The organism is Streptococcus suis (genome assembly GCF_019794555.1).
Classification (GTDB): Bacteria; Bacillota; Bacilli; order Lactobacillales; family Streptococcaceae; genus Streptococcus; species Streptococcus suis_AB.
The window spans coordinates 1-11,368 of record NZ_JAIMEP010000044.1 but is presented as its reverse complement, the minus strand read 5'-3'; the positions used below and the strand labels follow the sequence as shown (position 1 = coordinate 11,368).

The following is an 11,368-nucleotide window of genomic DNA, read 5'->3' as shown; positions in this document are numbered from 1 at the left end:
GACGAGTCAAAAGCAGTGAGGCTTGAACAAAGTGAAAGCCAGCATCTTTAGGTGCTGGCTGGTGATGTGGGCTTATAGCCCTTGTTCAAACCACCCGTTTGACGGGTGGTCATGATTATAACTAATAACTATAACAGTTGCATTGAAAAGGATATAACCAGTTTCTGAAAATCCATGATATGATAGAATAATCACAAGAATTTAGGAGAGTGTATGGAAAATCATAATTTTGAAAATCAAGGGACTTTTAACCGCGAGATGAACAGTCGTCATTTGCAGATGTTGTCTATAGGAGGGGTCATCGGGACAGGTTTGTTCTTGAGTTCTGGTTATACCATTGCACAGGCTGGGTCTTTTGGAGCTATTGCGGCCTATCTATTTGGAGCTGTCATGGTCTATTTGGTCATGTTCTCTTTGGGAGAATTGTCGGTTGCTATGCCTGTGACAGGTTCTTTCCATACCTATGCGACCAAGTTCATCAGTCCTGGAACAGGTTTTATGGTGGCCTGGATGTATTGGCTTTGTTGGGTCGTTGCCCTTGCTTCACAGTTCGTCGGAGCAGCACAGCTTATGCAACGCTGGTTTCCTAGTGTGCCGATTTGGATATTTGCGACGATTTTTGCCATCGTTGTCTTCGCTTTAAATACGCTTTCGGTTGGCTGGTTTGCCAAGGCGGAGGATGCGTTGTCGTCAATTAAGGTTTATGCTATTGCAGCTTTTATCGTACTCGGAACCTTAGCTATTTTTGGTATTTTACCTTTTGAAGGAACCAATGCAGCGCCGTTATTTAACAACATCACAAGTAATGGATTGCTCCCTAACGGATTAGTAGGCTTTATCTCGGTCATGTTGTCCGTTAATTATGCCTTTTCAGGTGTGGAAATGATCGGAATTGCGGCAGGTGAAACAGATAATCCTAAGAAAGCTGTGCCGCAAGCCATTAAGTCAACTATCGGTCTATTGGTTATCTTCTTTGTCTTGACAATTGTAGTTTTGGCAGCTCTACTTCCTATGTCAGAAGCAGGTGTGACAGAAGCGCCATTCGTACTTGTCTTGGACAAGATTGGCTTCCCATATGCTGCTGATATTATGAACTTCATCATCTTGACAGCTATCTTATCTGCATCGACTTCAGGGCTCTATGCTTCAAGCCGTATGCTTTGGTCTTTGGCCAATGAAGGCATGATTAGTAAGGAATTAGTCAAGATTAACAAGCATGGTGTGCCTATGCGGGGCATGATTTTGTCCATGATTGGTGTTGTAATCGCCTTGATCGCGTCAATTTATGCAGAAGATACCATCTTCTTGGCCCTGGTTTCTATTGCTGGTTTTGCGGTTGTCATCGCTTGGTTGGCCATTCCTCTGGCACAAATCGGTTTTCGTCGTGAGTTTTTGAAGAATCACAGCGAAGATGAATTGGAATACAAGACACCGTTCTCACCGACCTTGCCATGGATAACGGTTATTTTGCTGGTTATTTCCATCATCGGAATCGGTTGGGATCCTTCACAGCGTGCCGGTCTTTACTTCGGTGTTCCTTTCATGATTGGGTGCTATATTTATCATTACATTCGCTTTAAAAAGTGGTAGGAGGGTTCAAGTATGGGGCGTTTTAAAGAACTACTAGAACAAAAGGAATATATCATTTTGCACGGTGCTCTTGGAACAGAGTTGGAGTTTCGAGGGTATGATGTATCGGGCAAGCTCTGGTCTGCCAAGTATCTATTGGAAAATCCCCAGTACATCAAGGATATTCATAAGGACTATATTCTAGCTGGAGCAGATTTGGTGACGACTTCAACCTATCAGGCGACCTTTGAAGGTTTGGCGGAAGCTGGTTTGTTACAAGCAGAGGCAGAGGACCTCATTCGCTTGACAGTTGATTTGGCAAAGGAAGCGCGTGATGAGGTTTGGGCAGAATTGTCTGAAGCTGAAAAAGTACAACGAACCTATCCTCTCATTTCAGGTGACGTAGGTCCCTACGCAGCCTATTTGGCGAACGGTGCGGAATATACAGGCGATTATGGCAACATTAGTCTGTCAGAATTAAAAGATTTCCACCGTCGCAGAATTGAACTCCTCTTAGAACAGGGGGCTGAACTCTTAGCCTTGGAAACCATCCCAAATGTTCTTGAAGCACAAGCCTTAGTAGAGTTGCTGGCAGAGGATTTTCCAGAGGCTGAAGCCTATATCAGTTTCACCTCACAAGACGGTCAGTCGATTTCTGACGGAACGTCTATTGAAAAAATAGCAGAGCTGGTCAACAGCAGTGAGCAGATTTTGGCGGTTGGTCTTAACTGTACGGCTCCCTCGCTGTACTCAGCTTTCCTTGGCAAGTTGAGAGAGAAAACGGATAAACCATTTGTCACCTATCCGAATTCTGGGGAAGTCTATGATGGAGCTACTCAAACATGGAAAGAAGAAGCTGACCATAGCCATAGCCTATTGGACAATACTCTGGCTTGGCGTAAGTTGGGTGCTAAAGTGGTTGGAGGTTGTTGTAGGACTAGGCCGGATGATATAGCTGGTCTGACCCAAGGGTTGAAATAAATGAATCCCCACTGTCTCGTGACGGCGGGGATTTTGCTATAAATTCTGTAATTTTTCCTCAATCTGCTGGAGTAGATTTTCCTTCTGTTCTTGGAGCAGGAGGATTTGTTTTTCGCGGTCGGCAATTTCATCCAGTATGACCTGTTTGTTTTCTTTTAGCTGTTTGAGACTGCCGCATTTGGTGTCATGTAGTTCCTTGATACGGATAATAGCTTTCACAGATAGGCCTAACTGGCGAAGTCCTAGTATATTTTCTAGGTTGTTGATTTCTTCCTCGTTCCAGTAGTAATTGCCGTCAATCAGTTGCGGTTGTAAGAGTCCTTGTTCTGTGTAGAAACGAAGTGTATCACGTTTGATACCAAATTGTTGCATAACTTGTCCTGTTTTCATAATGTCCTCTTGACAGGGGCTTAGCCCCTCATGATAAATTGATAGGGAAAGGAGTTCTAGATGATTATTGTTGTTAAATGCTTGATTGTGATCTACTTGGGGCTACTGCCTGTATCTGCTTGGGTATATCGCAAGCAACTTCCTAGCTGGTTACTGGTTTTATATGCTTGCCCAGTTCTGCTCAGTTTATTGGGCTGGCAGACAGTTTTGGGATGTATCTTGGGTCTAATCTTGGCTTGCGGGGTGCGTGTTCTAGGTGGTCGCATTCTTTTTGGGAGAAATCGTCTCAGTCACTTTTTATCTCATCTTTTACTGAGTTTCATTCTCGCTCTTGCACTTTTCTTGGTCTAAAAACAATCTCTCTACATAGTCCTTCTGCCTTGGAATGACCAGTTCTGTTTCAAGGAAATTTTTCAAATTTTCCTGTGGGCCCCAGATGTAGTTGCTGGTTTCGTTGGCTTGGAGTTGGATAGCAGCTTTGTCCCAGTCGGTTTCGGCCCAGTAGCAGTGGAAAATGCACTGGTCGTCATGGGCGATAAAGTGTGTATGGTGGCGGAGTTGGTCAGCTGTCAGCTCAATGCCTGTCTCTTCGCGGACTTCGCGCAAAATGGCCTGCTCTGCTATTTCCCCAAACAAAGCCGAACCTCCTGCAGTTGCTTCATAATAGTCTGGGTAGGAGAGCTTGGTGCTGTCGCGTTTCATGAAGAGGGTGCTGCCGTCCCGGTGGCGGATGATGCACTCGACGACCAGGTGGTAGAGGCCGTCGGGAATGGATTCTCCGCGTGTGAGAGTGTGGTCGGTCAGCTGACCGTCGGCTGTGTAGGCGTTCCAGATTTCCATTTCATTCTCCTGTCAATTTTGTAGTTATTCAGTATAGCACATCTATAAGTGCAAGGCAACATGTTTTGTTTTTGTACGGACAAGTGTTATACTGGGGCTACTAACTCAAAGGAGAAATCGATGCAAACTATTATTCCTCATCTTTGGTATGATACAGAGGCAAAAGAAGCGGTAGCTTTCTACGTGGATCTATTCGGAGGCAAGATTGACTGGACCTACACCATTACGGATACGCCTTCGGGTGATTCAGATTTGATTCAGTTTCAACTGGGCGATATGACCTTGGCGGCTATTAGTGCGGGTCCATACTTTAAGCTCAATGAGTCCATGTCCCTTATGGTCAATGTAGCCAACAAGGACGAAGTGACACGTTTGTACCAAGCCTTGTCAGAAGGCGGTCGTATTCTCATGCCTTTGGGTGAATATCCTTTCAGCCCTTACTATGTCTGGTTGGAAGACCGCTTTGGTTTGTCTTGGCAGCTGTCTTATGCACCGGACTTGGACAAGCCTTATCAGTTTGACATCTGCCTGCTCTTCTCGCAGGATCAGGTTGGTTTGGCCCAGCCTATGTTGGACTACTACAAGGACAAGCTCCCTCAGGCTAGTATCGGTCAACTTTCCTACTACGGTGAAGGGGAGGCTGCTGTTGAGGCTGCCAAACTGAATTATGCGGAACTTCTCGTCGGTGGACAGAAACTGATTGTCATGGACCACGGTTACGGTGGCGAAGCTTCATTCAACGAAGCCTTTTCGCTCATGGTCTATGTGGATAGTCAGGAAGAAGCGGATAGTTGGTATGAAATAGTGTCGGCAGTTCCAGAAGCAGAAGTTTGTGGTTGGGCCAAGGATCAGTTTGGGATTTCTTGGCAGATTGTGCCACGTATTTTGATGGAGGCATACGATATGGCTAGCCCAGAAAAGATTGAAGCTGTGAATGCTGCAGTAATGACAATGAAGCGTCTAGATATCGCTTCTATTCAAGCCATATTAGATTAATAAGATGTAACAGGGACTGAGTTTCAGTTTCTGTTTTTTTATTAGACAAGAATGAATTGGCTCGGTTTTTGGTATAATGAAAGAAAGTAGAGGGGAGACCACATGAAAGCAATAGAAAGACGAAAGCACATTTTATCACTTTTACAGGAAACATCTCAACCACTTTCAGCGAATTACCTAGCAAAAGAATTTGGAGTGAGCCGTCAGGTGATTGTGGGAGATATAGCCTTGCTTCGAGCAGAGGGGGATCTGGTTTTGGCGACTCCGAGAGGCTACCTACTGCAGTCTTCTCTGGCGCCTCTTGAAGGAGCTTATATTCGTAAAATAGCTTGTCAACATGGACCAGAAGATGTTGAAAGAGAGTTGACTATCCTATTAGAGGGAGGAGCTCAAATCCTTGATGTCGAAATTGAACATCCTATTTACGGTCTATTATCTGGCAAACTAAATATTACCAGTTTTGAAGATCGGGACCGTTTTTTAGATGATTTGAGTCATTATAAAGGAGTGCTATTGAGTAATTTAACAGAAGGAGTTCATACTCATACTGTCTCATTTCCCTCGGTTCAAGCCTACCAAGAACTTTCTTTGGTATTAAAGGCTGCAGGAATTTTGCTAGAAAATCAATAAAACATTACAGGTGTCTTGACACCTGTAATGTTTTGGTTTATAATCGAACCTATAGAAAGAGAGGTTCCTTATGTCCCAATTAACACTATCATCTAAAAGTTCAGTCAAGCAGCTTTCCATTAGTGCGATTCTTACTGCATTTGCTATATTGATTCCACTGATGATGCCGATTAAAATTGTTATTGGTCCAGCATCCTACACACTTGCTAGTCATATTCCGTTGTTTATTGCAATGTTTATTTCACCAGCAACGGCCATATTGGTAGCATTGGGCTCCAGTCTAGGCTTCTTTTTAGCAGGATTTCCTATTGTCATCGTATTTCGTGCATTAACCCACTTGATTTTTCTTACTCTGGGAGCTTTTTTAATAAAACGATTTCCTAGTTTTATGGACACTAAGCGTTTCTTCCTATTAGGGATTGGTCTCAATCTACTTCATGGCTTAGGGGAGTATATTGTGGTCATGGCCCTGACTTCGGGCGGGCAGACTTCAGATACTTATTGGATGACTATGCTTGGCTTAGTTGGTCTAGGTTCTGCACTTCATGGATTGCTCGATTTTAGTTTGGCATATTATTTTTGGAAAATCTTGAAAGAACGGAAAATTTATCAACCTTAATGTGAGTTGAGATAAAATATAGTCTAGAAGTCGGAGAAAACTCTCTGGCTTTTTCTTGTTTTTTCTGTAAATGTACGAGATTTATTCAATTTTTTAAAAAAATGTGTATAAATATGTTGCAAAAAGTATAAATATACACTATAATAGTCACTAAGTTTTATTTGCTAATTTAAATAGAAATGAGAATGCTTATGTCGAAAGAAAAATTAATCCTAGCTTATTCAGGTGGTCTTGATACTTCAGTAGCGATTGCATGGTTGAAAAAAGACTATGATGTCATTGCGGTTTGTATGGATGTTGGTGAAGGGAAAAATCTCGAATTTATTCATGACAAGGCTCTTTCCATCGGTGCAATTGAATCGCATGTTCTGGATGTGAAAGAAGAATTTGCTCAAGAATACGTTTTGCCTGCCCTACAAGCTCATGCATATTATGAACAAAAATATCCACTAGTATCAGCACTTAGTCGCCCTCTGATTTCTAAAAAGTTAGTGGAGATAGCGCACAAGACTGGTGCAACGACCATCGCTCATGGTTGTACAGGGAAGGGAAATGACCAGGTACGGTTTGAAGTAGCGATTGCGGCTTTGGATCCAACTTTGAAAGTTGTAGCACCTGTTCGTGAATGGAAATGGGCGCGTGAAGAGGAAATCCTATTTGCCAAGGAAAATGGTGTACCAGTTCCAGCAGATTTGGATAGCCCTTATTCAGTTGACCAAAATCTTTGGGGCCGGGCTAATGAATGTGGTGTATTAGAAAATCCATGGAATGAAGCACCAGAAGATGCATTTGGAATCACTACTTCTCCAGAAAATGCACCAGATCTTCCTGAGTATGTAGATATCGAATTTAAGGCTGGTGTCCCAGTTTCTATTAATGGAGAAACGCTCAGCCTTGCCAATCTCATTCAACAACTCAATGAGATTGCTGGTAAACATGGTGTTGGACGAATTGACCATGTTGAAAACCGATTAGTTGGGATCAAATCACGTGAAATTTATGAGTGTCCTGGAGCCATTACTCTTTTAACAGCTCATAAGGAAATTGAAGATTTAACCCTAGTGCGTGAAGTATCTCATTTCAAGCCAATTGTATCTAATGAACTCTCGAATCTGATTTACAATGGTTTGTGGTTCAACCCTGCAACACAGGCATTGAAAGCTTATCTGCAAGCAACTCAATCAGTCGTGAATGGAACCGCAAAAGTGAAATTGTATAAAGGATCAGCGAAAGTAGTTGCTAGAAAATCACCAAATTCTCTGTATGATGAAGATTTGGCAACTTATACAAGTGCTGATACATTTGATCAAGATGCTGCAGTTGGTTTCATCAAGCTTTGGGGATTACCAACCAAAGTTAATGCAGAAATTCATAAAAAGAACTAGAAAGTAGGAGCTTATGGAAGCAAAGAAGTTATGGGGTGGTCGTTTTGAGGCCAGTCTTGAGGAATGGGTTGAAGAATTCGGAGCCTCCATTCGCTTTGATCAAAAACTGGCTAAGTATGATATTCAAGGGTCATTAGCTCATGTACAAATGCTTGGGGCGACAGGTGTTATTAACCTTGAAGAAGCTCAGTCTATACAGACTGGTCTGGAAGAGCTTCTGAATGACTATGAAGCTGGAAAGCTAGTATTTGATATTCGAAACGAAGATATTCACATGAATATCGAAAGTCTCCTGACTGAGAAGATTGGGTCAGTGGCAGGGAAATTGCATACAGCACGTTCTCGTAATGATCAAGTTGCAACAGATATGCATCTCTATTTGAAGGATACCTTGTTTCAAGTAGTAGATAAATTGACCAATCTACGCCAGACATTGGTTGATCTTGCACAAGAGCATATTGAGACGGTTATGCCGGGCTATACCCACTTACAGCATGCTCAGCCAATTAGTTTTGCTCAGCATATGTTGGCCTATTACAATATGTTCAGCCGTGACAGTGAGCGTTTTGCATTCAACATTCAGCATACAGATATATCTCCACTTGGTGCGGCAGCTTTGGCAGGGACTACATTTCCAATCGACCGTCAACTAACTTCGGACTTAATGGGGTTTTCTCATCCCTATTCAAATTCCTTAGATGCTGTATCAGATAGGGATTTTATCCTGGAATTCTTATCAAATGCGAGCATTTTGATGATGCATATGTCTCGTCTCTGTGAGGAAATCATTAATTGGTGCTCACATGAATACCAATTCGTTACTTTATCGGATACCTTTTCAACAGGTTCTTCCATTATGCCTCAGAAGAAAAATCCAGATATGGCTGAGCTGATTCGAGGGAAAACAGGTAGAGTTTATGGAAATTTGGTCGGATTGTTGACAGTCATGAAATCCTTACCGTTGACCTATAACAAGGATTTGCAAGAAGACAAAGAGGGAATGTTTGATAGTGCGGAAACCATTTTGGTATCTATCGATATTTTGGCAGGAATGCTACAATCTATGACAGTTCATAAGGAAAGAATGGCTCAATCAACTGAGAAGGACTTTTCAAATGCTACAGAGTTGGCGGATTACTTGGCTAGCAAGGGCCTACCGTTTCGTCAGGCGCATGAGATTGTTGGAAAACTGGTCTTGGAATGTAGTAAAGCTGGGTACTATTTACAGGATGTTCCTTTAGAACGTTATCAGGAAATTTCATCGATTATTGGACCGGATATATATACAGCTTTAGAGTCTCAAACGGCAGTTTCACGAAGGAATTCCCTTGGAGGAACCGGTTTTGAATCCATTCGCTGGCAAATTCAGCAAGCAAAAGAGCAATTATCAGCTTCAAAAGGCCTCTAAACGGGATGTTTATTGGCTTTTTTGAATTTTATGGTATAATAGTAGTAATTTTGAAAGATGGAGTGAGAGTTTGAGAAAAAGCTATCGTGTCAAGCGTGAACGAGATTTTAATGACATTTTCACCAAAGGAAATAATGTGGCAAATCGTCGATTTGTAGTCTATTGGCTAGCGAAAGAACAACCGCATTTCCGAGTAGGGCTTTCTGTCAGTAAAAAATTAGGAAACGCTGTCACGCGGAATAAGATTAAGAGGAAAATTCGACATGTTCTTATTGAGCATCAGGAACAACTTGTAACGAATGATTTTGTTGTCATTGCTCGTAAGGGTGTTGAAGAATTAAACTATCAGGAAATTAAGAAAAATCTTCTCCATGTTTTAAAACTTGCCAAACTTTATCAGGAAGGTGTTGAGATTGAAAAAGAAAGCTAAGTGGGTTGGTTTACTCGCCACGTCCCTGTTTGTATTGACAGCCTGTGGGACAGGTCCAGTAACTAGCCAATCATCTGGTGCATGGGACCAGTTAATCTATTGGTTCGCTAGTGTCATCCAATTCTTGTCCATCAACGGTCAAATTGGAATAGGGATTATCCTATTTACTATTTTGATTAGGACCCTGTTATTGCCTTTGTTCCAAATACAGATCAATTCTTCGCGAAAGATGCAAGAGTTGCAACCGAAGTTGAAAGCGCTACAGGCTGAATATCCCGGAACAGATATGGAGAGTCGCCAACAACTTTATGAAGCAACACAGGCACTCTACAAAGAAAACGGCGTTAGTATGAGATCGTCTATGATTCCGCTTCTCATTCAAATGCCAATCTTATTGGCTCTTTTCCAAGCTCTAACACGCGTTGAAGCCTTGAAAGTTGGTCATTTTCTTTGGTTAAATCTCGGGGAACCTGATCCGATTTTTGTCTTGCCTGTTCTGGCTGCTGGTTTCACATTCTTCAGCACATGGTTGACCAACAAGTCTGCAATTGAAAAAAATATGGCTATGACAGTTATGACTTTTGCCATGCCAGTTATGATCTTTTTCTTTGCTTTGCCGGCTGCGAGCGGGGTATCCTTGTACTGGACTGTATCAAATGCTTATCAAGTGGTTCAAACTTTAGTATTTAATAATCCATTCAAAATAATAGCGGAGCGTCAAGCCAAAATTGATGCGGAGAAAGAACTTCAGTCTAAGAAGCGAAAGGCCCAGAAAAAGGCCAAGAAAAAGAAATAGGATTCTAGGAGAGAGAAAATGAAATTTACAGGATCAAGTGTTGAAGAAGCTATTCAAAATGGCTTGGTAGAGTTAAATATTCCTCGTAAGAAAGCACATATTACTGTAGTTGCGCGTGAGAAAAAAGGTTTCCTCGGTTTTGGGAAAAAGCCAGCTATTGTTGACATTGATGTCATCAATGAGACAACGGTAGTGAAAGCTAATCAAAAAGCTGTTCGTGGAGTTCCAACTGAAATTAATGAGTTGAATGAGCCAGTTAAAAGTGTCTCAGAAGCGACGATTGACCTAGGAAAAGTTGTTGCAGCTGTTAAAGAATTTGAAAAATCTGGCCAAACGCTTGAAGATGATATCAAGGCTCAGATTTTGAAAAATGAAAAAGAGGCAACTACAATTCTGGAAGAGACGGGTCGCATAGAGATTTTACCAGAAGAGCTGCTTCATCCATCATCTGCAGATCAGCTTGTCGATGAAACAATTCAAGACCAACCTGCTACCACAAATCAAAGTGAATCAACTTCTGAATTTGCTGATATTGATATTAAGGTGGAATCACAGTATGACATTGAACAAGTTGTAGCTGAAGTGTCAGAATATGTTCAAGAAATCTTGGATGATATGGATGTAGAGGCTCGTATCGAGACAAGTCACAATAGACGAACTATTAACATTCAAGTCGATACAAACGAGCCTGGTCGTGTCATTGGTTATCATGGTAAAGTATTAAAAGCCTTGCAACTCTTAGCACAAAACTTCTTGTATAATCGATATGAACGTAATTTCTATATCACTATCAATGTGAATGACTATGTAGAACACCGTGCAGAGGTACTACAGGGATATGCTCAAAAACTGGCAGAGCGTGTGATAAGCGAGCAAGAAGCTTATCATACAGATCCTATGTCTAGTAATGAGCGCAAAATAATCCACCGCATCATTTCAAAAATGGATGGATTGACAAGCTATTCAGAAGGTAGCGAGCCTAATCGATACGTTGTTGTAGACATCGAAGGAAATCGTGATTAATTATCAAATGTTTAAAGAGAGGATGAAGTGTTCCTCTCTTTTTATTAAATATGAAGAAAAATATTTGTTCCGATTGGCTGATTTTTGGATTCTGGTAAATTCTCAAAGTAAGTTCTAGTTCCCGTCCTTCCAGAAGTTACTTTGAGAAAACTGCATAAAATCAACAGAATTTAGTCTCAGACTAATACTTAACAAAAATCAAAAATAGCGATATAATAGTATTATGACAAAAGAACTTACCCAGACACAAGTTGAAGAATTAAAGCAAGCACTTAAAGATAAAAATAATGCTCTGCATCAT

The 11,368-nt window shown here is 41.6% G+C and carries 13 protein-coding genes; 11 read left to right on the top strand and 2 right to left on the bottom strand.

From position 1 onward, the window contains the following. The first annotated feature begins 213 nt into the window (after positions 1 to 213). The gene (locus K6V48_RS11060; RefSeq protein WP_222369725.1) at positions 214 to 1,590 is read left to right on the top strand and encodes an amino acid permease; all 1,377 of its coding nucleotides are present in this window, start codon (positions 214 to 216) and stop codon (positions 1,588 to 1,590) included. 12 nt (positions 1,591 to 1,602) lie between these two features. Then, complete coding sequence (gene mmuM / locus K6V48_RS11055) at positions 1,603 to 2,550, top strand: homocysteine S-methyltransferase (protein ID WP_222369721.1); 948 nt, start codon at positions 1,603 to 1,605, stop codon at positions 2,548 to 2,550. Between the two features lie 36 nt (positions 2,551 to 2,586). Here the strand turns inward: mmuM and K6V48_RS11050 are convergent, their stop codons facing one another. Continuing rightward, positions 2,587 to 2,940, bottom strand: a complete 354-nt coding sequence (locus tag K6V48_RS11050) for a MerR family transcriptional regulator (protein WP_222369718.1) — start codon at positions 2,938 to 2,940, stop codon at positions 2,587 to 2,589. 60 nt (positions 2,941 to 3,000) lie between these two features. Here K6V48_RS11050 and K6V48_RS11045 point away from each other — a divergent pair, with 60 nt between their 5' ends. Then, positions 3,001 to 3,291 carry a hypothetical protein gene (locus tag K6V48_RS11045; RefSeq protein ID WP_222369715.1) on the top strand — a complete coding sequence of 97 codons (291 nt, stop codon included), beginning with the start codon at positions 3,001 to 3,003 and terminating at the stop codon, positions 3,289 to 3,291. Here the strand turns inward: K6V48_RS11045 and K6V48_RS11040 are convergent. After that, a complete protein-coding gene (locus K6V48_RS11040; RefSeq protein ID WP_222369713.1) occupies positions 3,250 to 3,780 on the bottom strand; it encodes an NUDIX hydrolase in 531 nt (176 codons plus the stop codon). The two genes, K6V48_RS11045 and K6V48_RS11040, sit on opposite strands and share 42 nt — an antisense overlap. 120 nt (positions 3,781 to 3,900) lie before the next feature. On the opposite strand from K6V48_RS11040, the gene K6V48_RS11035 reads away from it, so the two are divergent. The 8 genes from K6V48_RS11035 (at position 3,901) to jag (ending at position 11,067) form a co-directional block, all read left to right on the top strand. Continuing rightward, a complete protein-coding gene (locus K6V48_RS11035) occupies positions 3,901 to 4,776 on the top strand; it encodes a VOC family protein (RefSeq protein ID WP_172041237.1) in 876 nt (291 codons plus the stop codon). Between the two features lie 102 nt (positions 4,777 to 4,878). Further along, positions 4,879 to 5,406 carry a transcription repressor NadR gene (locus tag K6V48_RS11030; protein ID WP_172006216.1) on the top strand — a complete coding sequence of 176 codons (528 nt, stop codon included), beginning with the start codon at positions 4,879 to 4,881 and terminating at the stop codon, positions 5,404 to 5,406. Positions 5,407 to 5,476: 70 nt separating this feature from the next. After that, positions 5,477 to 6,025, top strand: a complete 549-nt coding sequence (locus K6V48_RS11025; protein ID WP_024403818.1) for a hypothetical protein — start codon at positions 5,477 to 5,479, stop codon at positions 6,023 to 6,025. A gap of 191 nt (positions 6,026 to 6,216) precedes the next feature. Further along, positions 6,217 to 7,410 carry an argininosuccinate synthase gene (locus tag K6V48_RS11020; protein WP_222369711.1) on the top strand — a complete coding sequence of 398 codons (1,194 nt, stop codon included), beginning with the start codon at positions 6,217 to 6,219 and terminating at the stop codon, positions 7,408 to 7,410. A gap of 13 nt (positions 7,411 to 7,423) precedes the next feature. After that, positions 7,424 to 8,818 carry an argininosuccinate lyase gene (gene argH / locus K6V48_RS11015; RefSeq protein ID WP_222369708.1) on the top strand — a complete coding sequence of 465 codons (1,395 nt, stop codon included), beginning with the start codon at positions 7,424 to 7,426 and terminating at the stop codon, positions 8,816 to 8,818. 70 nt (positions 8,819 to 8,888) lie between these two features. Further along, positions 8,889 to 9,248, top strand: coding sequence for a ribonuclease P protein component (rnpA, locus tag K6V48_RS11010; protein ID WP_024391601.1), 360 nt, complete (start codon positions 8,889 to 8,891; stop codon positions 9,246 to 9,248). Continuing rightward, positions 9,232 to 10,044, top strand: coding sequence for a YidC/Oxa1 family membrane protein insertase (locus K6V48_RS11005; RefSeq protein WP_222369706.1), 813 nt, complete (start codon positions 9,232 to 9,234; stop codon positions 10,042 to 10,044). Before rnpA ends, K6V48_RS11005 begins: the two co-directional genes overlap by 17 nt. An 18-nt stretch (positions 10,045 to 10,062) precedes the next feature. Next, positions 10,063 to 11,067, top strand: coding sequence for an RNA-binding cell elongation regulator Jag/EloR (jag, locus tag K6V48_RS11000; RefSeq protein ID WP_222369703.1), 1,005 nt, complete (start codon positions 10,063 to 10,065; stop codon positions 11,065 to 11,067). The last annotated feature ends 301 nt before the right edge of the window (positions 11,068 to 11,368 follow it).

Coding starts and splice junctions, on each gene's coding strand:
- K6V48_RS11040 (WP_222369713.1), bottom strand. CDS start 3,780: ATGGAAATCTGGAACGCCTACACAGCCGACGGTCAGCTGACCGACCAC.
- jag (WP_222369703.1), top strand. CDS start 10,063: ATGAAATTTACAGGATCAAGTGTTGAAGAAGCTATTCAAAATGGCTTG.
- K6V48_RS11060 (WP_222369725.1), top strand. CDS start 214: ATGGAAAATCATAATTTTGAAAATCAAGGGACTTTTAACCGCGAGATG.
- K6V48_RS11030 (WP_172006216.1), top strand. CDS start 4,879: ATGAAAGCAATAGAAAGACGAAAGCACATTTTATCACTTTTACAGGAA.
- mmuM (WP_222369721.1), top strand. CDS start 1,603: ATGGGGCGTTTTAAAGAACTACTAGAACAAAAGGAATATATCATTTTG.
- K6V48_RS11045 (WP_222369715.1), top strand. CDS start 3,001: ATGATTATTGTTGTTAAATGCTTGATTGTGATCTACTTGGGGCTACTG.
- K6V48_RS11020 (WP_222369711.1), top strand. CDS start 6,217: ATGTCGAAAGAAAAATTAATCCTAGCTTATTCAGGTGGTCTTGATACT.
- argH (WP_222369708.1), top strand. CDS start 7,424: ATGGAAGCAAAGAAGTTATGGGGTGGTCGTTTTGAGGCCAGTCTTGAG.
- K6V48_RS11050 (WP_222369718.1), bottom strand. CDS start 2,940: ATGAAAACAGGACAAGTTATGCAACAATTTGGTATCAAACGTGATACA.
- K6V48_RS11035 (WP_172041237.1), top strand. CDS start 3,901: ATGCAAACTATTATTCCTCATCTTTGGTATGATACAGAGGCAAAAGAA.
- K6V48_RS11025 (WP_024403818.1), top strand. CDS start 5,477: ATGTCCCAATTAACACTATCATCTAAAAGTTCAGTCAAGCAGCTTTCC.